The sequence below is a fragment of the Rhodococcus sp. NPDC006774 genome (assembly GCF_040636045.1).
Taxonomy (GTDB): domain Bacteria; phylum Actinomycetota; class Actinomycetes; order Mycobacteriales; family Mycobacteriaceae; genus Rhodococcoides.
In genome coordinates this window covers 24,787-48,770 of the sequence record NZ_JBEYIW010000001.1, presented here as the reverse complement: position 1 = coordinate 48,770, position 23,984 = coordinate 24,787, and the positions used below count along the sequence as shown (strand labels likewise).

Below are 23,984 nucleotides of genomic sequence, written 5' to 3'. Positions count from 1 at the left end.
AGCCATGACCGTAACGTCCGTCCTCGTAGCCAACCGCGGTGAAATTGCCCGCCGCGTCTTCACTACCTGCCGCGCCGAAGGCATCGACACCGTCGCGGTGTTCTCCGACGCCGACGCGAACTCCCCGCACGTGCGTGAGGCCGACTCGGCAGTGCGGCTGCCCGGAAACAGTTCGGCCGAGACGTACCTGCGCGGCGAGCTCGTCATCGCGGCAGCCGCGGCCGCCGGAGCCGACGCCGTGCATCCGGGATACGGATTCCTCTCCGAGAACGCCGATTTCGCGCAGCAGGTGCAGAACGCCGGCCTGACGTGGATCGGGCCACCCGTCAAGGCCATCGAACTGATGGGCTCGAAGGTCGAGTCCAAGAAGATGATGGCCGACGCCGGAGTGCCGGTGCTGACCCAGCTCGATCCCGAGTCGGTCACCGAGAACGAGCTTCCGGTGCTGATCAAGGCGTCCGCGGGCGGCGGCGGGCGCGGCATGCGCATCGTGCGCAACCTCGAGAACCTGGAGTCGGAGCTCGAAGCAGCCGGGCGCGAGGCACTCTCGGCATTCGGCGACGGAACGGTGTTCGTCGAGCGGTACATCGAGACCGGTCGGCACATCGAAGTACAGGTCATGGCAGACAGATTCGGCACGGTGTGGACGGTGGGCGAGCGCGAGTGCTCGATCCAACGCAGACACCAGAAGGTCGTCGAGGAAGCACCGTCGCCGCTCGTCGAACGCATCGACGGCATGCGCGAGAAGCTCTTCCATGCGGCGACGCTGGCCACCGAGGCCATCGGCTACGAGGGTGCGGGCACCGTCGAATTCCTCGCCGACGAGAAGGGCAACTTCTTCTTTCTCGAGATGAACACGCGTCTGCAGGTGGAGCACCCGGTCACCGAGTGCACGACCGGACTCGACCTGGTGGCCTTGCAGATCAGGGTCGCCGCGGGGGAGCGGTTGCCCGCCGAGCAGCCGAAGACGCGTGGCCACTCCATCGAAGTTCGCCTCTACGCGGAGGATCCGGCCCAGGACTGGCAGCCGCAGAGCGGTGCCGTACACCGGTTCGAGATACCCGGTGTCCAGTTCGAGGTGCTGGACAGAGCGGGAATCAGAGTCGATTCCGGCGTCGAGACCGGCAGTGTGGTGGGAACTCACTACGACCCGATGCTCGCGAAGGTCATCTCGTTCGCGCCGACGCGGGATCAGGCTGCGAATCTACTGGCGAAAGCGTTGCAGAAGGCCACCGTTCACGGCCTGAAGACCAACCGCGATCTGCTGGTCAACATCCTGCGGCATCCGGCATTCCTGGCCGGGGATACCGACACCGCCTTCTTCGACAGGCACGGGCTCGATGTCCTGGCTCAGCCGATCGCACACGGCCGGGCCGAGGAACTGTCGGCTCTCGCGGCAGCGTTGGCGGACGCGGCGAGCAACGTCGCGCGAGCGCGGGTGAACCGGGGACTGCCCGGTGGCTGGCGCAATCTTCGGTCCCAACCGCAGCGCAAGACGTACAACGACATCACCGTCGAATATTCGATCGGACGCAGCGGACTCACCTCCTCGGTGGAGGGCGTCGAACTCGAGGGCGTCGAACTCGTCGTGCACACGCCGACCTCGGTGACGCTCGACGACAACGGAATTCGTCGTATCTTTCAGGTGAGCAGCTACGGATCGGACGTGTTCGTCGATTCTGCACTCGGTCCGGTCAGGTTGATCAAGGCCCCGCGGTTCACCGACCCCACCGACGAGGTCGCGGCCGGTTCGTTGCTCGCACCGATGCCCGGCAGTGTCATCAGAATCGCTGCTGCGCAGGGCGATACCGTCACCGCCGGTCAGCCGATCCTGTGGCTGGAGGCGATGAAGATGGAACACACGGTCACCGCACCCGCGGACGGTGTGCTCACCGAATTGAACGTAGTGGAAGGTCAGCAAGTCGAAGTCGGCGCAGTTCTGGCCGTGGTCACCGAAAAGGGAGTGGAGCAAGTATGAGTTTCATCGAAACCGAAGAGCAGAAGGGTCTGCGCAACGCAGTCTCGTCACTCGGCAAGCGCTACAACTACATCGACTACGTCCTGCCGAAGGCGCGCAAGGGTGAGCCGCTGACCGAACTGTGGAACGAGGCGGGCAAGCTCGGCTTCCTCGGCGTCAACCTGCCCGAGGAGTACGGCGGCGGTGGCGCAGGCATCTACGAACTCGCGCTCGTGCAGGAGGAGTTGGCCGCGCACGGTGCCGGTCTGCTGCTGGTCGTCGTCAGCCCGGCCATCTGCGGCACCATCATCGGCAAGTACGGCACACCGGATCAGAAGCAGGAGTGGCTCACCGCTCTCGCCGACGGTTCCAAGATCATGGTCTTCGGCATCACCGAACCCGACGCCGGATCCAACTCGCACCAGATCACCACCACCGCGCGTCGCGACGGTGACGAATGGATTCTCAAGGGCAACAAGATCTACATCTCCGGCGTGGATCAGGCCGATGCGGTGCTGATCGTCGCACGCACCGAGGATTCCAAGACCGGCAAGCTCAAGCCGGCCCTGTTCATCGTGCCCACGGACGCTCCCGGTCTGCAGAAGACGCAGATGGAGATGGACATCGTCGAGCCCGATCATCAGTTCGTGCTGTTCCTCGACGACGTCAGGCTCCCCGCCGAGGCGCTCGTCGGTGAGGCCGACGCCGCCCTGATGCAGCTGTTCGCCGGCCTGAACCCCGAACGCATTCTCGGTGCCGCGATGGCTGTCGGTATGGGTCGGTACGCCATCGATGCAGCGGTGAAGTACGCCAAGGAACGCACCGTATGGAAGACGCCGATCGGGGCTCACCAGGGTCTCTCTCATCCGTTGGCGCAGTGCAAGATCGAACTCGAGCTCGCCAAGCTGATGATGCAGAAGGCCGCCGTGCTCTACGACTCAGGCGACGACTTCGGCGCTGCCGAGGCGGCGAACATGGCTAAATACGCTGCCGCCGAGGCCAGCATCAAGGCGCTCGATCAGGCGATCCAAACCCACGGTGGTGCCGGGTTGAGCAGTGAGTACGGCTTGGCTGCGATGCTCGGGGCCGCCCGTATCGCACGCGTTGCACCGGTGAGTCGGGAGATGATCCTCAACTTCGTGAGCCAGCACTCGCTCGGACTGCCGAGAAGCTACTGATGGCCGTTCTCGTCGAGTCGAGCAACAGCACAGCATATTTGACGTTGGATTCGCCGCAGAACCGGAACGCGCTGTCGTCGGTGTTGGTCGAAGAGCTGACCGCGGGCCTGATCGCTGCTGCACATGACGACGACGTCAGAACGATCGTGCTCGGCCACACCGGCACCACATTCTGTGCCGGAGCCGACCTCCGCGAAGCCGGAGCATCACCGGAACTGCGCACCCGGCAGATGCTCGATTTGATGCGGTTGATCATCGACACCCCGAAACCCGTCGTCGTGCAGATCGACGGACATGTACGGGCAGGCGGGATGGGGCTCGTCGCGGCCTGCGATATCGCGGTCGCCGGACCCGAGAGTTCGTTCGCGTTGACGGAGGTACGCCTCGGCCTCGCCGCGTCGGTCATCTCGGTGGCCGTGCTGCCGCGGCTGACGTCTCGCGCGGCGAGTCGCTATTTCCTCACCGGGGAGACGTTCGACGGTGCCACGGCCGAGGCGATCGGTCTGGTCACCGTGGCCGACGCCGTCCCCGCGGCCGCGGTGGCCGACTACATGATCATGTTCAGGAAGTGTTCGCCGCAGGGCCTGGCCGAGTCGAAACGCCTCACCACGGCCGCGATCAGGCGCGAGATGGACGAGCGCGGGACTGCCGTCGCCGAGCAATCGGCCAGGTTGTTTGCGTCCGACGAGGCCCGAGAGGGGATGATGTCCTTTCTGGAGAAGAGGCCCCCGTCCTGGGCGGCCGAGAAGTAGAGCGGCCGAGAAGCAGGTCGGCAGAGCGTCGGTAGTAGGGAGTATGGCGATGGTGATGGCGCGCGAACCCAAGCAGGACCGCAGCAGGGTGACGCGTCAGCGACTGCTGGAGGCGACGATCGATTCGCTCGCCGAGCAGGGCTGGGTTGCAACGACGGTCGGCGTGGTCGCCGAACGTGCAGGCGTCTCCCGCGGCGCGACCCAGCATCATTTCCCGACGCGTGAGGATCTGATCACCGGAGCGCTCGAGTACATGTTCGACACTCGGATGGACAGCGCTCGCCGCGAGGCGCAGGAGATTCCGGCGGGCCCGGGCCGGACGAAACTGGTGGTGGAACGGCTGGTCGAGTACTACACCGGGCCGATGTTCAAAGCGGCACTTCAGGTCTGGACAGCGGCCTCGGCCGATCCCGAGTTGCGTGATCGGATCGTCCCACTCGAAGAACGGTTCGGTCGTCGTGCCCACAAGATGGCCGTCGAGAACCTCGGTGTCGACGACAACGATCCCGTCACCCACCGTCTCGTTCAGGCAACCCTCGACCTCGCCCGCGGTCTGGGTCTGGCCGATGTGCTCACCGACGACGCACGACGGCGTGCCGAGGTCGTGCGGTCGTGGGCAGAGGTATTGGATGCGTCGTTGAACGCGCGGCTGTCCGCGGCAGGAGCGGGAGTGCAGTAGAGAGCCGCACGATCTGCAGTTCCGATCGACCTGTGCTTGAGTCTGGCGGGTGACTTCCGAAATCGCACGCGTGCACCGCGGCCACATCTTTCACGTCGCAGGCTCGCCCACCGTGGTGGACGCCGCTGCCGCGCTGGTGTCGATTCCCGACGGTGCCCTCGTGGTCGGCGACGACGGCATCATCGAGTTCTGTGGTGAGTTCGACTCGCTCCCAACCGAATTCGCGCAGCATGCGGTTGCCGACCATCGGCCCGGGTTCCTACTGCCGGGATTCGTCGACACGCACATTCACTTCCCACAGACCTACGCCGGGGATTCCTATGGCGGCGGGCAACTCCTCGAGTGGCTGAACACCTGCATCTTTCCGTCCGAGTCGCGCTTCGCCGATCCCGAATTCGCTGCCGCTGCGGCCGGAGACTTCTGCGCCGCGCGGATCCGAGCCGGAACCACGCAGGCGATGGTGTTCGGATCGGCGTTCCCGCATGCGCAGGACTCGCTGTTCTCCGAGACCGAGAAGCACGGGCTGCGCATCGTCAGTGGCCGCGGGGTCCAGACCACCGGCCCGGCGTCGGCGCAGGCCCTGATCACCGGTGAGGGCGAGGCCATCCGGCTGGTGTCCGAGGAGATCGAGAAGTGGCACGCAGCCGACACCGGCGACGTCGACACGGCAAAGCTGCACGTGGCCGTCGTACCGCGGTTCTCGCTCTCGGTCACGACGGAGACGCTGAAGAACCTCGGCGAGCTCTACGATTCCGTCCGCGCGCGAGGTGTCTACTTCCACACGCACCTGAACGAGAACAACCGGCCGGGGACGGGCGAGATCGACGCCACCAAGAACGCCTACGGGGTGCAGACGTACCTCGACACCTACGACGGCAAGTTCCTGCCGGGCTCGCAGGTCGGTGGGAAGAGCTTCCTGGGGCGGCGCACCATCCTGGCGCACGCGGTGCACTGTCAGGACGTCGAACTCGCGCGAATGGCAGAGACCGGCACGTCCATCGCGCACTGTCCCACCTCGCAACAGTTCCTGGGCTCGGGCACCATGCCGTGGCTGCGGACCGTTGCCGCGGGGGTGAACATCGCCATCGGGTCGGACTTCGGCGGTGGTGACGAATGGTTGCTGCCGCAGGTCCTCGCCGACGCGTTCAAGGTGCACATCTCCGAGGCCGGTGACGCCGGACTGTCCCTGCATCCCGCCGAGCTGCTGTTCACCGGAACCCTCGCCGGGGCCCGTGCGCTGGACATGGAGAACCGAATCGGCAACTTCGACGCGGGCAAGGAAGCCGACTTCGTCGTGATCGATCCGTCCGCATGGCCGCAGCTCGCGGCAGCAGTCGACCACGGCGTCCGTGCCGACGATCCCAAGCTGGCCCGCGACCAGACCCTGTTCGCTCTGCTGATGGCGATGCGCGAGCCCGCCATCGTCGGCGTCTACGTCCAGGGCCGGAAGCTCGCCGCTTCGCGGTAACGTATGGCGACTCGCTTCCAAAGGATCAGGAGACACACAGGTATGGCTCGTCGGACTCGATTCGGTCTACTCGCAGCTGCATTCGCGGCTGTGGGCACCATGGCCCTCGCGCCGGTCGCACAGGCCCAACCGCCTGCCGATGCACCGCCTGCACCCACCGAGAACGCGCCTGCACCCCCGCCGGGACCGGTTCCCGTCCCCGTTCTGCAGATCCCCAACCTCGGAGTCACCGTCGGCGGACTCGTCGTGCCGGATCAGTGGATCGGGACGATCGAGGTAGCCAGCACCGAGACGCCGGGACTGACCAACATCTGGGGCCGCGCCGCCGAGCCGCGGATCTGCACGTCCTATCAGAACTTCGCCAGCCTGCAGGTCGATTTCGTCAACATCGCCAACGGACGCACCGGCTCGGTGAACGCACCGATCTGCCGGCAGGGAAACGGCGTGTTCGAGCCCTCCGGACCGGTCGTCGCCGATACCGGCAGCGGACCGGTCCTGTTCACCGCACACGTCCTCGCCTACGGCATTCTGTTCGACATTCCGGGCGTCGGCGGATTCTCGGCCCCGTAGCTGTGAGCCCGGGGCAGATGACGAGACGGTTCGCGATGGTCGTGACGGCAACAGCTGTGCTCATCGCCGGGTGCGGCGGTGCGGAGGACGACGCTGCGGCGCCGGAGGACACCGCCCCGACCACCGCGGCCTACGAGCCCGGCCCGTTCTTCGGCGAGTGCGGATCGATCACCGACGCCGAGGTGCAGTCCGCGTTCGGTGCAGGCCCGTTCGCGCAGATCACCCGAAATTCCGTCGGTTGCCAGTGGGAGACCACGGGGTTCGGCGGGCCCGGCGTCAGCTTCTCCTGGTACCGCGGTAGCCCCATCGGACGCGAACGCGCCGGTTCCGAGCTGATCGGCCGTCCGGCGAAAGACATCGACATCGACGGCAACCCCGGCTTCGAGGCCGAGCAGGACACTCTGTGCGAGATCGGCGTGCAGTTCGGCGACGACTTCTTCCACTGGTCGATCACGTACTCCCTCGGACCGGCCGCGCGCCCGCCGTGCGACGTCGGAAACGAACTCGCGACGCTGACCGTGGAGCGCAAGCAATGACGCGCAGACGAGTGATCGCGGCGGCGTCGACCCTGTTGCTCGTTGCCGGGTGCGCCCAGACCGTCGAGGGGACCGCGAGACCGGCGAGCTTCGCAGGCTCCGGTGGCCAAGAATTCACCGAATTGTTGACCGAGTGCGACGCCGTCTCCGACGACCAGATCGCCGAGACCACCGGAGCCGACGCCATCGAGCGCGGTTTCTTCGGGGCCATCTGTCGGTGGGATCTCGTCGGCTCCGCGGGCACGGTGAAGGTGACGTTCAACTGGTTCGAGTCCGGCACTCTCGCAGCCGAGCGGGCCGCCGGCGAGAAGATGATGTACACCGTCACCGACACAACGGTGCAGGGCCGCAAGGCAATCCAGGCTCAGCGTCCCGACGACTCCGCGTCGTGTGGAGTCTCGGCGGGTGCGGATCGGGACGGCATCTTCGGGTGGTGGGTGCAGTACCAGCCGGACGCCGCGCATCCCGATCCATGCCAGGCCGCGGCGAAGCTCGCCGATCTCACGCTCAACCTCAGTCGTTAGTTGCCTACCCGCGCGAGGGGTGTTTTGACCCGAGGCGACGCCGCCGGGTATCGTTATGGGTCGTGTCCGGCCTGGCCGGAACGTTTGTGTGCCTATGCGAGGTACAGCCGTGCGCACGTTCGCTCGAAGAGCGCGCAACCGGCTGGACGTGTGGGGGTATGCGACACACCCGACCGCGGGGTGCAAGAGACCCGCGATAGCAGTACTGGAGCAGCAGCAGTACCGGGTGAGGAGCAGTGTTCTCTTGCTCCAACTGCTAGATCCCTGTTTATCGACACGAAGAAAGCCGGTTTATGCCAACGATCAACCAGCTGGTCCGTAAGGGACGCACCGACAAGGTCGCGAAACTGAAGACCGCTGCCCTCAAGGGCAGTCCCCAGCGCCGTGGCGTGTGCACTCGCGTGTACACCACCACCCCCAAGAAGCCGAACTCCGCTCTCCGTAAGGTCGCGCGTGTTCGCCTGACCTCCTCGGTCGAGGTCACCGCATACATCCCCGGTGAGGGTCACAACCTGCAGGAGCACTCGATGGTGCTCGTTCGCGGTGGTCGTGTGAAGGACCTCCCGGGTGTGCGTTACAAGATCATCCGCGGCTCGCTCGACACCCAGGGTGTCAAGAACCGCAAGCAGGCTCGTAGCCGCTACGGAGCCAAGAAGGAGAAGAGCTGATATGCCACGCAAGGGCCCAGCACCCAAGCGGCCGCTGATCAACGACCCGGTCTACGGATCGCCGTTGGTCACGCAGCTCGTCAACAAGATCCTTCTCGACGGCAAGAAGTCGACCGCAGAGCGCATCGTCTACCAGGCGCTCGAGCAGGCTCGCGAGAAGACCGGCACCGACCCCGTCGTCACGCTCAAGCGTGCACTCGACAACGTCAAGCCGGCCCTCGAGGTTCGCAGCCGTCGTGTCGGTGGTGCCACCTACCAGGTGCCCGTCGAGGTTCGTCCCGGCCGCTCCACCACGCTGGCACTGCGCTGGCTGGTCACGTTCTCGCGCGCTCGTCGTGAGAAGACCATGGTCGAGCGTCTGGCGAACGAGTTGCTCGACGCCAGCAACGGCCTCGGTGCCGCTGTGAAGCGTCGCGAGGACACTCACAAGATGGCCGAAGCCAACAAGGCGTTCGCTCACTACCGCTGGTGATCTCCTCGCTCGGGCGGTGTCGGAACTATCCGATACCGCCGGAGCGTTGATCAGCTCAGGCAATACCTCTTCCAACACCAAGGCGGGTTAACTCGTGGCACAGGACGTGCTGACCGACCTACTCAAGGTCCGCAACATCGGCATCATGGCCCACATCGATGCCGGCAAGACCACCACTACCGAACGCATCCTCTTCTACACCGGTATCTCCTACAAGATCGGTGAAGTTCACGATGGCGCAGCCACCATGGACTGGATGGAGCAGGAGCAGGAGCGTGGCATCACGATCACCTCTGCTGCCACGACGTGCTTCTGGAACGACAACCAGATCAACATCATCGACACCCCCGGTCACGTCGACTTCACCGTCGAGGTGGAGCGTTCGCTCCGCGTCCTCGACGGCGCAGTCGCAGTGTTCGACGGCAAAGAGGGTGTCGAGCCGCAGTCCGAGCAGGTCTGGCGTCAGGCCGACAAGTACGACGTGCCGCGCATCTGCTTCGTCAACAAGATGGACAAGCTCGGCGCGGACTTCTACTACACCGTGCAGACCATCATCGATCGTCTCGGTGCCAAGCCGCTGGTCATCCAGCTGCCCATCGGCGCAGAGAACGATTTCGAGGGCGTCATCGACCTCGTGCAGATGAAGGCTCTCGTGTGGAGTGGTGAGACCAAGCTCGGCGAGAAGTACGAGATCCAGGAGATCCCGGAAAACCTCAAGGAGCGCGCGGACGAGTACCGCACCATGCTGCTCGAGACCGTGGCCGAGTCCGACGAAGCGCTTCTGGAGAAGCACTTCGGCGGCGAAGAGCTCACGATCGACGAGATCAAGGGCGCCATCCGCAAGATGACGGTCAACAGCGAGCTGTACCCGATCCTGTGTGGATCCGCGTTCAAGAACAAGGGCGTTCAGCCCATGCTCGACGCGGTCATCGACTACCTCCCGTCTCCCCTCGACGTTGCCGAGACCATCGGACACGCCGTCGGCGACGAGGAGAAGGAGATCACTCGCAAGCCGTCCGCAGACGAGCCGTTCGCAGCTCTCGCGTTCAAGATCGCGACTCACCCCTTCTTCGGCAAGCTGACCTACGTCCGGGTGTACTCGGGCAAGGTCGACTCCGGCGCTCAGGTCATCAACTCGACCAAGGGCAAGAAGGAGCGTCTGGGCAAGCTGTTCCAGATGCACTCCAACAAGGAGAACGCGATCGCGACCGCATCTGCCGGTCACATCTACGCCGTCATCGGCCTCAAGGACACCACGACGGGTGACACGCTCTGCGATCCGCAGAACCAGATCATCCTCGAGTCCATGAGCTTCCCGGACCCGGTCATCCAGGTCTCGATCGAGCCGAAGACCAAGTCCGACCAGGAGAAGCTGGGAACAGCAATCCAGAAGCTCGCCGAAGAGGATCCCACCTTCTCGGTGAAGCTGGACGAGGACACCGGCCAGACCGTCATCGGCGGAATGGGCGAGCTGCACCTCGACATCCTCGTGGACCGTATGCGTCGCGAGTTCAAGGTCGAGGCCAACGTCGGCAAGCCGCAGGTCGCGTACCGCGAGACCATCCGCAAGACGGTCGAGAAGCACGACTACACCCACAAGAAGCAGACCGGTGGCTCCGGCCAGTTCGCGAAGGTCATCATCAAGCTCGAGCCTTTCGAGGGCGAAGACGGTGCGACCTACGAATTCGAGAACAAGGTCTCCGGTGGTCGTGTGCCCAGGGAGTACATCCCCTCGGTCGACGCCGGTGCGCAGGACGCCATGCAGTACGGTGTTCTCGCCGGATACCCCCTGGTCAACGTCAAGGTCACACTGCTCGACGGTGCGTACCACGACGTCGACTCGTCGGAAATGGCCTTCAAGGTCGCCGGCTCACAAGCGTTCAAGGAAGCCGCCCGCAAGGCCAGCCCCGTCATTCTCGAACCCGTCATGGCCGTCGAGGTCATCACGCCCGAGGATTACATGGGTGAGGTCATCGGCGACCTGAACTCCCGCCGTGGTCAGATCCAGGCCATGGAGGAGCGCAGCGGTGCCCGTATCGTCAAGGCACTGGTTCCGCTGTCGGAGATGTTCGGCTACATCGGAGACCTTCGGTCGAAGACACAGGGCCGCGCTAACTACTCCATGGTCTTCGATTCGTACGCAGAAGTTCCCGCGAACGTAGCGAAGGAAATCATCGCGAAGGTCAACGGAGAGTAATTCTCTTCGTTTGCTGGACCACGCTCGACCTGTAATAAGTAAGAACACATACGCGTGCCGGCCCCGTCGGGGTCCGCACAGATCAGTCCAGGAGGACACACAGTGGCGAAGGCGAAGTTCGATCGGACGAAGCCGCACGTCAACATCGGCACCATCGGTCACGTTGACCACGGTAAGACGACGCTGACGGCTGCAATCACCAAGGTTCTGCACGACAAGTTCCCGGACCTGAACGAGGCCTCGGCTTTCGATCAGATCGACAAGGCTCCGGAGGAGAAGGCTCGTGGTATCACGATCAACATCTCCCACGTCGAGTACCAGACCGAGAAGCGCCACTACGCGCACGTCGATGCACCGGGTCACGCCGACTACATCAAGAACATGATCACCGGCGCGGCTCAGATGGACGGCGCAATCCTGGTCGTGGCAGCAACCGACGGCCCGATGCCGCAGACCCGCGAGCACGTGCTGCTCGCTCGCCAGGTCGGTGTTCCGTACATCCTGGTCGCACTGAACAAGGCCGACATGGTCGACGACGACGAGATCATCGAGCTCGTCGAGATGGAGGTCCGCGAGCTCCTCGCTTCGCAGGAGTTCGACGAGGACGCACCGGTCATCAAGGTCTCCGCACTCAAGGCACTCGAGGGTGACGAGAAGTGGGGCGAGTCGGTTCTGGAGCTCATGCAGGCCGTCGACGATTCCGTTCCGGATCCCGTCCGTGAGACCGACAAGCCGTTCCTCATGCCCGTCGAGGACGTCTTCACCATCACCGGCCGTGGCACCGTGGTCACCGGACGTATCGAGCGCGGCTCGGTCAACGTCAACGAAGAGGTCGAGATCGTCGGCATCCGCCCCGGCTCGACCAAGACCACCGTCACCGGAATCGAAATGTTCCGCAAGCTGCTCGACTCGGGTCAGGCAGGCGACAACGTCGGCCTCCTCGTTCGTGGCATCAAGCGCGAAGACGTCGAGCGTGGACAGGTCATCATCAAGCCCGGCACCACGACTCCCCACACGGAGTTCGAGGGCAACGCCTACATCCTCTCGAAGGACGAGGGCGGCCGCCACACGCCGTTCTTCAACAACTACCGCCCGCAGTTCTACTTCCGTACCACGGACGTTACGGGCGTCGTGACCCTTCCCGAGGGCACCGAGATGGTCATGCCCGGTGACAACACCGAGATGTCCGTCACGCTGATCCAGCCGGTCGCCATGGATGTCGGCCTCCGTTTCGCAATCCGTGAGGGCGGTCGTACCGTCGGAGCCGGTCGCGTCACGAAGATCATCAAGTGATCTAGTTCCACCAGCTGTACCTGAAGCGGCACTCACCCTCACGGGTGGGTGCCGCTTTTGCGTGCGTGCGTGCGGCTCCGACGCGGCCCGAGGTGGCGGCGAAAAATGGGACGCATCGGGCGCGGCGGTCCCGTAACGTCGCTGCGGTGCTACTGACCGTGACTGCAAATGCCACAACCGATTTCCCGGACTCTTCCGACATCGGGTATTTGTTGCATAAGCACCCCGATCGCGTGCAGAGCTGGAACCTGCCGATGGGCACCACCACCGTGCTGTATCCGGGAGTCTCGGCTCAGCGCACCACCGTCGCAGTCCTGCTGAACGACGGTGCCGCGTCCGGATTGGCCGTGGCCCTGTCGCGACTGTTCAAGCAGACGCTGGCCGGTGTGTGCACCGGAAAGCCCGAACTGGTCTCTGCTGCAATGGATCTGACGATCACGATGCCGGCCGCGCCGTCACGTGGTGCCGCTGATCTCGCGTCACGGATGTTCGGTCCGTTGGGCTGGACGGTAGACGCGACGCCCATTCCGCTCGATTCGAGGCAGCCGGAGTGGGGCAACTCCGAGTACATCGATCTGGTGTTGACCGGGACGTTCACGCTGTCGGCCGCACTGCGGCACCTGTACGTCCTTCTTCCGGTCCTCGACGACGGGAAGCACTACTGGGTGGGCGAGGACGAGGCGGACAAACTCGTTCGAGCAGCAGGGGATTGGCTGGGAGATCACCCGGAGTCGGCACTGATCGCGTCCCGCTACCTGGCGCACCGCCGCGAACTGGTGGCCTCGGCGCTCGATCGACTCGTGCCCGACGCGCCGCAGGACGACGCAGCCCCGCGAGATCCGACGCTGGCCGAGCAGCGAGTACGCGCCGTCCTGTCGGCACTGACGGGTGCAGGCGCGAAGTCGGTGATCGACCTCGGTTGCGGTGAAGGGCGTCTGCTGCGAGAGCTGCTCGCGGACAACACGTTCGATCGCATCGTCGGTGCCGACGTGAGTGATCGGGCACTCGCCAAGGCACACCGCCGGTTGCGTCTGGACGACATGGCGGATCGGCAGCGGACACGCATCGAACTGGTCCAGTCGTCCGCGACCTACCGCGACGTTCGGTTGCAGGGATTCGACGCGATGGTGCTCATGGAGGTCATCGAACACGTCGACCTCGATCGGCTTCCGGCGTTGGTGCGATCGGTGTTTCTTCAGGCCCGCCCGCGAACGGTTCTGGTCACGACACCCAACTCCGAGTACAACGTGCTGTATCCCGGCCTCGAACCGGGAGGCTTCCGTCACGTCGACCACCGATTCGAGTTCACCCGCTCGCAGTTCGAGCAGTGGGTTTCGTCGGTGGCACGTGATCACGCATATGAGGTGCGCGTCGAGGGAATCGGCCCCGTCGACGACATGCACGGCACCCCGACCCAGATGGCCGTCTTCACCCGAGAGGAGCAGTCCCGATGAGTACCTTCGACATTCCGGATCGGTCCCTCGTCGTACTCGTCGGCATCAGCGGCTCCGGCAAGTCGTCGTTCGCTGCGCGACACTTCGGTCCGTACGAGACGGTGTCAAGCGACGCGTGCCGGGGCATGGTGAGCAACGACCCCAATCTGCAGAGCGCAACCAAGGACGCGTTCGCGCTGTTGGAATTTCTCGTCGCAACCAGGCTTCGAGCCGGTCTGCTCACCGTCGTCGACGCCACCAATGTGCAACCTGCGGCGCGAAAGGCGTTGATCGCGTTGGCTCGCGAACACGATGTGCTGCCGGTCGCCGTCGTGCTCGATGTGCCGGAATCGGTATGTGCACAGCGCAATGCCGAGCGCACCGACAGGACGTTCGGTCGAGACGTGCTGCGTCGCCAGCAGTCCCAGTTGCAGCGCTCGATGCGGGGCCTGTCCAAGGAAGGTTTCCGCTCGGTCCATGTACTCGACGGTGTCGAGGAGGTGGCGTCGGCGACGTTCGTTCGTACCCCGCTGCGCAGTGATCGACGTGAGCTGACCGGACCGTTCGACGTCGTCGGCGATATTCACGGCTGTCTCGTCGAGCTCGAAAGACTGCTCGCGACATTGGGTTACACGATCGAGCGGGACGAGGCCGGCCGACCGGTCGGTGCGACGCCACCGGACGGACGAACGGCCGTGTTCGTCGGTGACTACATCGATAGGGGTCCCGACTCCGTCGGAGTACTCCGGCTGGTGATGGGAATGGTCGGTACCGGAGCAGCACTGGCGGTTCCGGGCAACCACGAGAACAAGCTCGTCAAGGCACTCCGCGGCCGGAAGGTCAACGCCTCGCACGGTCTGGCCGAAACTCTCGAACAGCTCGACGCCGAGACGGAACAGTTCCGCCGGGAGGTTCTCGAGTTCTGCGACGGCCTCGTCGCGCACCTCGTGCTCGACGGCGGCAAGCTCGTCGTCGCGCACGCCGGACTGATCGAGAAGTACCACAACCGGGCGTCGGGCAGGGTTCGAAGCTTTGCTCTGTACGGAGACACCACCGGCGAGACCGACGAGTTCGGCCTGCCGGTGCGGTATCCGTGGGCGCAGGACTATCGGGGCTCGGCGACGGTGCTCTACGGGCACACGCCGGTGCCGGAAGTGGAGTGGGAGAACAACACTGCGTGCCTCGATACGGGATGCGTCTTCGGTGGGAAGCTCACGGCGCTGCGCTATCCGGAGCGCGAGGTGGTGTCGGTTCCGGCCGAGAAGGTCTGGTACGAGCCTGCCCGCCCGATGGGTGCGTTCACGCGGGATGCGGCGTCGCTCGACCTCTCCGACGTGATCGGTCCGACGGGCGTCGAGACGTCGCTGCGGGGGCGCGTATCGATTCGGCCGGAGAATGCCGCGGGCGCACTGGAAGTGATGAGCCGGTTCGCGCTCGCTCCGCAGTGGCTGCACTATCTGCCGCCGACGATGGCCCCTAGTGGAACATCGGAGCGCGAGGGCTATCTCGAGTATCCGACGGAGGCATTCGACGCGTATCGCGCGCTCGGTGCGTCGACGGTGATCTGCGAGGAGAAGCACATGGGCTCGCGGGTGGTCGTGGTGGTGTGTCGAGATGCAGGCACCGCTCGGGAGAAGTTCGATGCACCGGAGGGAGTGCTCGGCACCGCGTACACGCGGACGGGGCGTCCGGTGTTCGACGAGTCGCTCACCGGTGAGCTGATCACCGGGGTGTCCGACGCGATCGAGAAGGCCGGTGTGTGGGACGAGTTGGCCTCGAGCTGGTTGATTCTGGACTGCGAACTGCTGCCGTGGTCTGCCAAAGCGGAGGGCCTGATCAAGGCCGAGTACGCCGCCGTCGCTGCGGTGTCCCGGGCGAATCTCGGGGCCGAGGCGGCGGTGCTGGCATCGGCCGGATCGCGCGGTCTCGACGTGCAGGAGTTGCTGGAGCGGAACACCGTCAGGCAGAGCAATCTCGGCGAGTTCACCGATGCGTATCGGCGGTACGTCTGGCCGACGGACGGGCTCGACGGGGTTCGGATCGCGCCGTTTCAGGTGCTGGCGTCCAACGTCGAGACGTATGCGGATCGTCCGCACACATGGCACCTCGACGTTGCCGACCGACTGGTGGCAGCAGCTCCCGAGGTGTTCGCCACCACCCGTCGTATCGAGGTCGATCTGTCGACCCCGGATTCGGTTGCGGCAGGGGAGAAGTGGTGGGAGGAGTTGACGGCGCAGGGCGGCGAGGGCATGGTCGTCAAACCGTCAGCGAACGCTCCACGCGGAAAGATGCAGCCCGGCACGAAGGTTCGCGGTCGAGAGTATCTGCGGCTGATCTACGGTGCCGACTACACCGACCCGGATCGACTGACTGCACTGCGCAACCGAAACGTGGGGCACAAGCAGTCGATGGCGCTACGCGAATACGCGCTGGGAATGGAGGCGCTGGATCGCTCGGTGCGCGGTGAGCCGCTCTACCGCATCCACCAGGCCGTGTTCGCCGTCCTGGCACTGGAATCCGAGCCCGTCGACCCGCGCCTGTAGGTGCCGCAGGCACTAGAACGGACTGATGCCGGCGCTGATCGGTGCCGCGATTGCTGCAGCAACCGCGATCGATGCCCAGAATGTCGGCGAGTCCAGCATCAGGCCGCCCGCGAGACCACACACAGCGACGACAACGCCGGATCCGATCAGCAGGGCCGATCCCACAGCGGCGTGAACTCGGCCGCTTCGGTCCGGGACGGAACGTGCTTTGAGCCAGATCATCGTGCCGGTCGCGACGAACACCAGTGGGGCGTAGAAGAACACCGAACTGCCGCCGAGCTTCGAGGCGAAGGAGGCAAGGACCAGTACCGCTCCGAATGCGACGGGCACGGCGAGGGGCATGCCGCCGGACCATTTCCGGAACTTGCTGCGCGTCGATGCAACCATGGCTTCACCGTACCGCCGGGACTGTTATCGCCGTTTGTCCACGTGCAATTGAATGCGGGTGGCGACGTGTGTACCGGCAAGGGATTCGGCCACGAAAGCGGCACGTGATTCGGCTCGGGCGGTGAAGTCGACGACGTCGAAATCTGCTGCGGCATGGACAGACACCGCTACGGTGGGCAGTCCTCGATCATCGATCGCCGTACCGCGGGCGCGTCGAACACCGGGGAACCGAGCCAGTTCCGCGGCGACGCCCGATGCGATGGCGCTCAGGTCCACGTGTGCCGAGAAGTGAGGCTCCTCGATGACGCTTGCCGTTCCGGTCGTGCGTGGAGAGAAGTTGCCGATCAACAGGAGCAGTGCCATGACCACTGCGATGCAGACAACCACAGCCAGCGTCGGCACCCACCAGCCCTGTTCCGGTAGCGCCGACATTCGCGCGCGATCGAAGCGAGAGAGCATCTCTCGTGCCCATGAGACGTCGTAGTGCCAGGCGAGCGCGAAGCTACCGCCCGCGATCAATCCCACCCCGGCCACGATCGCGAGGAGTCGATCGACCCCGGCGACGAATGTCTTCATCACGACACCCTCGTCGGAGCTGCCACCGACTGCTTCACCGTCAGCCGTCGTCCGCCCGCGGCAACCGACAGTGTCGGAGCGAGTGCCTCGCGCACGGCGGCATCGACGTTCTCGGCATCGACAGTCCCGTCCCGCTCGGCTCGCACCTCGATCTTCCTGCGCGTGACGACGGTGTGTGCGTCCACGACTCCGCGCGTGGACTGCGCTGCAGCACTGCACAATCGAGCGATGTCGGTCGGCGTGGCCCAGACGGTCGGTGCCGACTCGCCCAGTCCGGAATGCGTCTTCGTCCGCGGCTTGACCCCGATGAACACGAGGCACAACCCGACGACGGCTGCTCCGATCGCGGCGGCCGTCATCCAACTCTGCCAGTGCAATCGGGCGATCCAGGACACAGCGTCGGCGATCCACGGGCTACCGCCGAGGTGGCCGCCGGCGATCAGGAATTCCCTGCCGGCCAAAAAGGCCACACCGAGGAGGGCGAACCCGAACAACAGAGCCACCGGCATCGCGGCCGGCCCGGCCGTGGGTGGACGAGGTGGGATGGCCTGCGTTGCTTCGGTATTCGAGGTGGACGAGAAACCGGTGTCCGGTGTGGTGTCCGATACCAGGACGTTCACCCGATGCACGTGCAGCCCCGTCATCGTCGCCAACGCGGCCTCGACGGTGGCGTGCACGGACTCGGTCACCTCGGTGATCTGCGACGGCCAGGTCACGCCGATGTAGAGGTTGACGGCGATCGTGTCCTCGCCGAGGGTGACGTCGGCGCGGGGGAGTTCGCGACCGGTCAGTCGCGAGAAGCCGCCGGTGGTGCGCGTGACCCGAGGATCCTTCAGTGCCGCCGCGATGGCGGTCCGTGAAATCGCCCGATCCTTGATCTCGACGCTGCCACGCATCTCGCGGTCGTTGTCGACCTCGTCGGATCCAGCCTGCGTCATCTCGAGAGAATCCTTTGCGCCCGTCGCGGCTCGCTGTGGTGCGGCACGCGCTCCCCAACTGTAGTGACGACCGCTGACGGATGACGTCACGAGAGTAATTGTTCCTGGCATACTGCGACCGTGTCGGAAATTGTGCGGGTGACCGCGTCGGATATTGCGTCGGCCGAGGAGCTGCTGGAGCCGGTCATGCGCCGGACCCCTGTGGTGGCCTCGCGCATTCTGTCGGATCTGACCGGCCACGAGGTGCGGCTCAAGTGCGAGAACCTGCAGCGCACCGGATCGTTCAAGCCGCGCGGGGCGTACAACCGCATCGCCCGGCTCGACGCCGACCAGCGCGCCCGCGGGGTCGTGGCGGCCAGCGCGGGCAATCACGCTCAGGGTGTGGCGTGGGCGGCGTCGCAGGTGGGGATCGACTCGACGGTGTTCATGCCGGTGGGAGTGTCGCTACCCAAGCTCGTCGCCACCAAGGCCTACGGCGCGACGGTGCATCTGGTGGGCAACACGGTGGACGAGGCACTGAAGTCGGCGAGGGAATTCGCCGAACGTACCGGTGCCACCCTCATTCACCCGTTCGACCATCTCGACATCGTCGCGGGGCAGGCGACGTTGGGCACCGAACTGTTGCAGCAGATGCCGGATGTCGGCACCATCGTGATTCCCACCGGCGGCGGGGGACTGTTGGCCGGCGTCGCCGCCGCGGTCAAGCTGACCAAGCCCGATATCAGGATCGTCGGTGTGCAGGCCGAGGGCGCTGCCGCCTGGCCCGCATCACTGAAGGCGGGGCACCCGATCGCACTGACGTCGATGTCGACGATGGCCGACGGTATTGCGATCGGCCTGCCCGGATCGGTGCCGTTCGATCACGTGCAGGGATGGGTCGACGACGTCGTCACCGTCAGCGAGGATGCGCTGTCGCGGGCGCTGGTGCTGTGCATCGAGCGCGCGAAACTCATCGTCGAGCCGGCAGGTGCGGCAGCGGTGGCGGCGCTGATGACGCATTCCGCGGACGAACTCGGACTGACCGGCTCGGTGTGCGCCGTTCTCTCCGGCGGAAACATCGACCCGCTGCTGCTCACGCACGTCATCACCCACGGTCTTCGAGCGGGTGGACGTTATCTCGCTGTACGCGTGACCATTTCGGACAAGCCGGGCGGACTCACCGGCGTACTCGGGGTGGTGCGCGATGCCGGAGCCAGCGTCGTCGATGTCGTCCACTCCCGTACCGGTGGACGCCTGGGCCTCGAGGAGGTCGACGTGATGTTGACCGTCGAGACCCGCGGACCCGACCACCGCGGTTCGGTGCTCGATGCCCTCGGCTCGGCCGGGTACGCCGTGCACGTGGAGAACTGATCTGCCGCTCGACACAACCGATTCAACGCCGCAGACTTCGACGGATCACCTGGCCGACATACGAACCTGCACTACGCATGTAGACGAGCGCCGGTGTCCAATAACTTCGTCGGATCGCTGTGTTCACGGCCCGCTGCAGGTCTGCGTCGGTGACACCGGCATCGTGCATCGCGCCGAGTGAGGTTCTCAGGTAGCCGCGATCGCGGCTTCTCAGATCCATGCGAGCAACAGCGCGTACATCGATGGTGTCGGGGAAGGTCGTGCACTGTGCACCTGCGGCCGCGAGCCCGATCCGGGTGCGAACGCACTTGGCGCACCTGCCGCAGTTGAAGGCCCCGTCGAGGTTCTCCCAACAGACCCGCAAATGGTTCATCGCGGTCCGGTTCTCGCCGATGTAACGAATCTTGCCCAGACGGTGCAGATCGAGCTCGTGGTGCTCGAACGCGACTGTGCCGCTAGACCACAACGGGTCGAGATCAGGATGAGAGCCCCACGGTGTGAGTTCCTCGCGGCAGTTCGAGGACGGGATGATGACGGTGCTCAGGTGCTGCGACAACGCCAGACCGACGTGCGCCAACGCGGCACCGTGAAAGTCGTACCCCCAGTCGAGAGGCAGCCGGTTTGCGAAGGCCGACCTCATCGTGGTCTTCACCTCGATCAACGGCTTGCCCAACTCCGCCGCCGACTCGCGGGCTCCGGCCAAGGCTCTGGCCGCCAGATTCTCGTCGTCGATGTCGATATCGAAACCGTGCACGAAGATCAGGTGAGTGATGCGGTCCGATTCCATGATTGCCGAGTAGAAGCTGTCGACGCCCCCGCTGAAGAAACAACCCACTCCCGTCGCGCCGGCGGCGACGCAGCCGGGTTCGGCCGAAATCGATACCTCACGAAAACGCTTGGGATACCAGTCGAGGAAGACCTTCTGAGCCCCGGATGCACCGCGAAGAGCCGTCGAATCCACCGGGCCGTCGAAAGCGATGTCCCAACCCTTGCGCATGCCGGCTGTCAGGAGCGGCGGAAGCCAGGGGGTGGCGGAATCGTCGAGCGGATAGTTCGACTCCGTCGTCACTCGTGTCTCGATGCCCGATGGGGTCGTTATCCGCGCGGTGATGCGTCCGGCTTCGGTGCCTTCGACATGCACCGCCATCGGGCTGATCACGGTCAAGAGTGTGCCACAGCGAGAGTTGTCCAGGCCGGATTCGTCTCGCCCGGCCCGCTCGGACCAGACTGGTACCTTGATCAGCGACCTGGACCAGGACATCGGTGGGAGATATTTGCATGGCTCGGCTCGTCGCGATCGTCTCCGCAGTCCTGGGAATTCTGCTGACGATCGCGATACCGCTGTTGCCGATCGAGCAGCAGCAGTCCTCCCTGACGTGGCCGCAGTCGGACACGATCGCCAGTGTCGAGGCTCCGCTCGTCGCCTACACGCCGATCGACGTCGATGCGACGGTTCCGTGTGCTGCCGCGAATCTGTTGCCCGACGGCGGGCTGTTGCTGTCCACCTCGCCCAAGGGATCGCCCGACGCCTATCGCTACGGTCTCGTTGCCGAGGTCACGGGCGGTGAAGCATCGCAACTGAAGGTGACGTTGCGTGATTCCGTCCTTATCGAGAAGCCGGTCTCGGAACTGAGCCCTTCGACTGCGGGCGACTGCGCGTTGATGATCACCTCGAACGGCACCTCGACGACCGTCGGGCTGACCGGTGCCGAGACCACCACGCGCGAGGGTGATGTTCGACCACAGCTGGTCGGAGTCTTCAGCGAACTTCGAGGCAGCGTCGACGGCCTGACACTGACCGCGCAGCTCGACAGTCGATTCTCGTCGACCCCGAGTGCGGTGAAGTGGTTCGCGATGATCGTCGGCGTACTCGCCACGGGCATCTCGCTGATAGCGCTGCACCGCCTCGACCTCTCCGACGGCCGACGTGCCCGACGCTTCCTCCCGCGTCGCTGGTGGACGTTCGGCGCTGCCGATGCGGTGGTGATCGGGACGCTGTTGGTGTGGCATCTGATCGGCGCGAACACCTCCGACGACGGCTACCAGCTGGGCATGGCGCGCACGGCCGATCACGCCGGGTACATGGCCAACTACTTCCGTTACTTCGGGGTGCCCGAGACACCGTTCGGTACGCCGCTGTACGACATGTTCGGACTCATGTCGCACGTCTCGACGGCCAGTGTGTGGATGCGTCTGCCGACGCTGATCTGCGCCGTCGTGGCATGGCTCGTCATCAGTCGCGAGGTGATCCCGCGGTTCGGTGCGGCTGCTCGCGCTTCGAAGACCGCGCTCTGGACGGGCGGCCTGGTCCTGCTGGCGTTCTGGCTGCCGTACAACAACGGCCTGCGCCCGGAACCGTTCGTGGCGCTCGGCGTGCTGCTGACGTGGTGTTCGGTGGAGCGCTCGATCGCGACCCGCAGGTTGCTGCCCGCGGCCGCGGCGATACTCATCGCGGCGTTGACGGTCACCTGCGGCCCCTCCGGTTTCATCTGCTTCGCACCGCTGATCGCCGGGGCTCGGCCGGTGTTGCAGATCGTCGTCGCCCGCGCCCGAGAGTTCGGCAGTACCGCACTGGGCGCGCTGACACTGCTCGCCCCGCTGATCGCGTCGGGCACGGTGGTGCTGGTGTTCGCATTCGGCAACCAGACCGTGGCCGGCATGCTCGAGATGCAGCGGGTGCACAACGCGGCCGGACCGAGCCAGGCCTGGTTCGACGAGTACCTGCGCTACCAGTGGCTGATGAACATGGACATCGACGGCTCGCTCGCGCGGCGCTTCGGAGTGTTCGTGATGGTCGTTTCGCTGATCGCGGTGGTCGTCGCCATGCTGCGCAAGGGTGGCAAGATCCCGGGCACCGCCACGGGGCCGGCCCGCCGGATCGTCGGCATCACCGTCGGGGCGATGGCCTTGATGATGATCACCCCCACCAAGTGGACTCACCATTTCGGTGTCTTCGCCGGACTCGCCGCATCGGTTGCGGTACTGGCAGCCGTGGCGACCGGAGCGGCGGTACTGCGATCGCGGCGCAACCGACTCCTGTTCGCCGCGTCGGTCTCGTTTCTGCTGGCCGTCGCGTTCACCGGAACCAACGGCTACTGGTACGTCTCGGCGTGGGGAGTTCCGTTCTGGGACAAGCCGATCCTCGTTGCCGGTCTCGGCATCTCGACCATGTTCCTCGGCCTGACCCTGCTGCTGTTGCTCGCCGCCGTCTGGTTCCATCTCCGCGCGCCCTATGTGCGCGCCGACAAACCGATGGCGCGATGGTGGTCGGTGCCGCCGATCGCCGTCGGGGCGGCTCTGATGGTGCTGGTGGCCGTCGCGTCGATGGCCAAGGGTGCTGTGGCGCAATGGCCGTCGTACTCGGTCGCGAAATCGAATCTCTCGGCGCTCACCGGTGACACGTGCGGGCTCGCGAACGACGTGTTGCTCGAGACAGATCCGAATGCCGATGTGCTGCAACCGGTCAGCGGGGACGCCTTCGCCGCGCTCGGTGCAGAGAACGACGGGTTCACCCCCGATGGTGTGGCGGGCGACCTCACCGCCGACAAGGAATCCTCGGCGTCGGGTACCTCGAACACCGTCGACACCGACGAGCAGCAGCAGCCGACGTCGACCACCGGAGCAGGAACCGGTGGTAGCGCATTGCCGTTCGGCCTCGATCCGGCCACTGTGCCGGTGCTCGGTTCGTTCGGGTCCGATACTCCTGCCACGTTGACCACCGGCTGGTACGCGCTGCCTGCCGATCCCGGTGATCTGATCTCGATCGCCGCTGCCGGACGCATCCGTTCGGTGGATTCCGACGGCATCGTCACGTACGGCCAGAGCCTCGAACTCGAGTACGGAGTCGACGGACAGGCGCAGGGGCGAGTGACGCCGATCGACATCGGCCCGACGCCGTCGTGGCGCAACCTGCGAGTCCCGATGGACCAGATTCCCGCCGGTGCCAACACGATTCGCCTGGTGCTCTCCGATACCGATCGAGATTCCGACCAGTGGTTGGCGATCACCCCGCCCCGAGTTCCGCGTACCCAGACGTTGAACGAGGTCGTCGGCCGTGACGCTCCGGTGATGCTGGACTGGGAGGTCGGCTTCAACTTCCCCTGCCAGCGTCCGTTCGATCACCGCCTCGGGGTTGCCGAAGTTCCGCAGTACCGGGTGCTGCCGGATCGCAGCGGTGCCGTCATCACCAACGCGTGGCAGGACCACTTCGGCGGTGGGCCGCTCGGGTGGATCGACATCGTCGCCTCCGCCCGCACCATCCCGTCGTATCTGTCCGGCGACTGGGACCGCGACTGGGGGTCGATCGAGCAATACATGCCGTACGACGAGTCGGCGCAGGCGGCGCAGATCACAGCCGAAGAGGTCCAGCGTTCGGGTCTGTGGACGCCCGGTCCGATCAAGACCGGTTAATCTCTACGCGTTCGGAAGTCCTAACACCGACCAGTAGAGAAACGGGGACAGGG

20 protein-coding genes are annotated in these 23,984 nt (G+C 65.2%); 16 read left to right on the top strand and 4 right to left on the bottom strand.

Going from position 1 to position 23,984, the window contains the following annotated elements:
- Positions 1–4: 4 nt before the first annotated feature.
- The 14 genes from ABZ677_RS00220 to ABZ677_RS00155 all read left to right on the top strand — a co-directional run bounded on the left by ABZ677_RS00220 (position 5) and on the right by ABZ677_RS00155 (position 16,270).
- Positions 5–1,978, top strand: coding sequence for a biotin carboxylase N-terminal domain-containing protein (locus ABZ677_RS00220; RefSeq protein WP_358366178.1), 1,974 nt, complete (start codon positions 5–7; stop codon positions 1,976–1,978).
- Entirely contained in the window at positions 1,975–3,135 is a 1,161-nt protein-coding gene (locus tag ABZ677_RS00215; RefSeq protein ID WP_037191352.1) for an acyl-CoA dehydrogenase family protein, read from the top strand. Before ABZ677_RS00220 ends, ABZ677_RS00215 begins: the two co-directional genes overlap by 4 nt.
- Positions 3,135–3,887 carry an enoyl-CoA hydratase family protein gene (locus ABZ677_RS00210; protein ID WP_358366177.1) on the top strand — a complete coding sequence of 251 codons (753 nt, stop codon included), beginning with the start codon at positions 3,135–3,137 and terminating at the stop codon, positions 3,885–3,887. Before ABZ677_RS00215 ends, ABZ677_RS00210 begins: the two co-directional genes overlap by 1 nt.
- Before the next feature lie 55 nt (positions 3,888–3,942).
- Positions 3,943–4,566: a TetR/AcrR family transcriptional regulator gene (locus ABZ677_RS00205; RefSeq protein ID WP_037191644.1), complete on the top strand. Its 624-nt coding sequence runs from the start codon at positions 3,943–3,945 to the stop codon at positions 4,564–4,566.
- 61 nt (positions 4,567–4,627) lie between these two features.
- Complete coding sequence (locus ABZ677_RS00200) at positions 4,628–6,034, top strand: guanine deaminase (RefSeq protein WP_358366498.1); 1,407 nt, start codon at positions 4,628–4,630, stop codon at positions 6,032–6,034.
- Positions 6,035–6,076: 42 nt separating this feature from the next.
- Complete coding sequence (locus ABZ677_RS00195) at positions 6,077–6,604, top strand: hypothetical protein (protein WP_358366176.1); 528 nt, start codon at positions 6,077–6,079, stop codon at positions 6,602–6,604.
- 17 nt (positions 6,605–6,621) lie between these two features.
- Entirely contained in the window at positions 6,622–7,140 is a 519-nt protein-coding gene (locus tag ABZ677_RS00190) for a DUF3558 domain-containing protein (RefSeq protein WP_094633929.1), read from the top strand.
- Positions 7,137–7,664 carry a DUF3558 domain-containing protein gene (locus ABZ677_RS00185; RefSeq protein ID WP_358366175.1) on the top strand — a complete coding sequence of 176 codons (528 nt, stop codon included), beginning with the start codon at positions 7,137–7,139 and terminating at the stop codon, positions 7,662–7,664. The genes ABZ677_RS00190 and ABZ677_RS00185 overlap by 4 nt, the downstream gene beginning before the upstream one ends.
- A 293-nt stretch (positions 7,665–7,957) precedes the next feature.
- A complete protein-coding gene (gene rpsL, locus ABZ677_RS00180; RefSeq protein ID WP_008714048.1) occupies positions 7,958–8,332 on the top strand; it encodes a 30S ribosomal protein S12 in 375 nt (124 codons plus the stop codon).
- Between the two features lies 1 nt (position 8,333).
- Positions 8,334–8,804 carry a 30S ribosomal protein S7 gene (rpsG, locus tag ABZ677_RS00175; RefSeq protein WP_003941856.1) on the top strand — a complete coding sequence of 157 codons (471 nt, stop codon included), beginning with the start codon at positions 8,334–8,336 and terminating at the stop codon, positions 8,802–8,804.
- A gap of 94 nt (positions 8,805–8,898) precedes the next feature.
- Complete coding sequence (gene fusA / locus ABZ677_RS00170; RefSeq protein WP_037191357.1) at positions 8,899–11,001, top strand: elongation factor G; 2,103 nt, start codon at positions 8,899–8,901, stop codon at positions 10,999–11,001.
- 102 nt (positions 11,002–11,103) lie between these two features.
- A complete protein-coding gene (gene tuf / locus ABZ677_RS00165) occupies positions 11,104–12,294 on the top strand; it encodes an elongation factor Tu (RefSeq protein ID WP_008714056.1) in 1,191 nt (396 codons plus the stop codon).
- A 92-nt stretch (positions 12,295–12,386) separates the two neighbouring features.
- Positions 12,387–13,748, top strand: coding sequence for a 3' terminal RNA ribose 2'-O-methyltransferase Hen1 (locus tag ABZ677_RS00160; RefSeq protein ID WP_358366496.1), 1,362 nt, complete (start codon positions 12,387–12,389; stop codon positions 13,746–13,748).
- On the top strand, positions 13,745–16,270 hold the full coding sequence (locus ABZ677_RS00155; RefSeq protein WP_358366174.1) for a polynucleotide kinase-phosphatase: 2,526 nt from the start codon (positions 13,745–13,747) through the stop codon (positions 16,268–16,270). Before ABZ677_RS00160 ends, ABZ677_RS00155 begins: the two co-directional genes overlap by 4 nt.
- Before the next feature lie 12 nt (positions 16,271–16,282).
- On the opposite strand, the gene ABZ677_RS00150 is transcribed toward ABZ677_RS00155, so the two are convergent.
- The 3 genes from ABZ677_RS00150 to ABZ677_RS00140 are packed head-to-tail and all read right to left on the bottom strand — an operon-like array spanning position 16,283 to position 18,171.
- Positions 16,283–16,657 (bottom strand): hypothetical protein, encoded by a 375-nt coding sequence (locus tag ABZ677_RS00150; RefSeq protein ID WP_358366173.1) that lies wholly within the window; start codon positions 16,655–16,657, stop codon positions 16,283–16,285.
- Between the two features lie 24 nt (positions 16,658–16,681).
- Complete coding sequence (locus ABZ677_RS00145) at positions 16,682–17,233, bottom strand: hypothetical protein (RefSeq protein WP_358366172.1); 552 nt, start codon at positions 17,231–17,233, stop codon at positions 16,682–16,684.
- Positions 17,233–18,171, bottom strand: coding sequence for a DUF6286 domain-containing Asp23/Gls24 family envelope stress response protein (locus ABZ677_RS00140; protein WP_358366171.1), 939 nt, complete (start codon positions 18,169–18,171; stop codon positions 17,233–17,235). The genes ABZ677_RS00145 and ABZ677_RS00140 overlap by 1 nt, the downstream gene beginning before the upstream one ends.
- A 186-nt stretch (positions 18,172–18,357) precedes the next feature.
- Here ABZ677_RS00140 and ilvA point away from each other — a divergent pair, with 186 nt between their 5' ends.
- Positions 18,358–19,521: a threonine ammonia-lyase gene (gene ilvA, locus ABZ677_RS00135; protein ID WP_358366495.1), complete on the top strand. Its 1,164-nt coding sequence runs from the start codon at positions 18,358–18,360 to the stop codon at positions 19,519–19,521.
- Between the two features lie 22 nt (positions 19,522–19,543).
- Here ilvA and ABZ677_RS00130 read toward each other — a convergent pair whose 3' ends face one another.
- Entirely contained in the window at positions 19,544–20,680 is a 1,137-nt protein-coding gene (locus ABZ677_RS00130; protein ID WP_358366170.1) for a hypothetical protein, read from the bottom strand.
- A gap of 119 nt (positions 20,681–20,799) precedes the next feature.
- Here ABZ677_RS00130 and ABZ677_RS00125 point away from each other — a divergent pair, with 119 nt between their 5' ends.
- Positions 20,800–23,931 carry an arabinosyltransferase domain-containing protein gene (locus tag ABZ677_RS00125; protein WP_358366169.1) on the top strand — a complete coding sequence of 1,044 codons (3,132 nt, stop codon included), beginning with the start codon at positions 20,800–20,802 and terminating at the stop codon, positions 23,929–23,931.
- Positions 23,932–23,984 lie beyond the last annotated feature (53 nt).

What these genes read in the sequence shown, in the direction of transcription:
- ABZ677_RS00220 (WP_358366178.1), top strand. Translation starts at nt 5, where the DNA reads ATGACCGTAACGTCCGTCCTCGTAGCCAACCGCGGTGAAATTGCCCGC.
- ABZ677_RS00215 (WP_037191352.1), top strand. Translation starts at nt 1,975, where the DNA reads ATGAGTTTCATCGAAACCGAAGAGCAGAAGGGTCTGCGCAACGCAGTC.
- ABZ677_RS00210 (WP_358366177.1), top strand. Translation starts at nt 3,135, where the DNA reads ATGGCCGTTCTCGTCGAGTCGAGCAACAGCACAGCATATTTGACGTTG.
- ABZ677_RS00205 (WP_037191644.1), top strand. Translation starts at nt 3,943, where the DNA reads ATGGCGCGCGAACCCAAGCAGGACCGCAGCAGGGTGACGCGTCAGCGA.
- ABZ677_RS00195 (WP_358366176.1), top strand. Translation starts at nt 6,077, where the DNA reads ATGGCTCGTCGGACTCGATTCGGTCTACTCGCAGCTGCATTCGCGGCT.
- ABZ677_RS00190 (WP_094633929.1), top strand. Translation starts at nt 6,622, where the DNA reads ATGACGAGACGGTTCGCGATGGTCGTGACGGCAACAGCTGTGCTCATC.
- ABZ677_RS00185 (WP_358366175.1), top strand. Translation starts at nt 7,137, where the DNA reads ATGACGCGCAGACGAGTGATCGCGGCGGCGTCGACCCTGTTGCTCGTT.
- rpsL (WP_008714048.1), top strand. Translation starts at nt 7,958, where the DNA reads ATGCCAACGATCAACCAGCTGGTCCGTAAGGGACGCACCGACAAGGTC.
- rpsG (WP_003941856.1), top strand. Translation starts at nt 8,334, where the DNA reads ATGCCACGCAAGGGCCCAGCACCCAAGCGGCCGCTGATCAACGACCCG.
- ABZ677_RS00155 (WP_358366174.1), top strand. Translation starts at nt 13,745, where the DNA reads ATGAGTACCTTCGACATTCCGGATCGGTCCCTCGTCGTACTCGTCGGC.
- ABZ677_RS00150 (WP_358366173.1), bottom strand. Translation starts at nt 16,657, where the DNA reads ATGGTTGCATCGACGCGCAGCAAGTTCCGGAAATGGTCCGGCGGCATG.
- ABZ677_RS00145 (WP_358366172.1), bottom strand. Translation starts at nt 17,233, where the DNA reads ATGAAGACATTCGTCGCCGGGGTCGATCGACTCCTCGCGATCGTGGCC.
- ABZ677_RS00140 (WP_358366171.1), bottom strand. Translation starts at nt 18,171, where the DNA reads ATGACGCAGGCTGGATCCGACGAGGTCGACAACGACCGCGAGATGCGT.
- ilvA (WP_358366495.1), top strand. Translation starts at nt 18,358, where the DNA reads ATGCGCCGGACCCCTGTGGTGGCCTCGCGCATTCTGTCGGATCTGACC.
- ABZ677_RS00125 (WP_358366169.1), top strand. Translation starts at nt 20,800, where the DNA reads ATGGCTCGGCTCGTCGCGATCGTCTCCGCAGTCCTGGGAATTCTGCTG.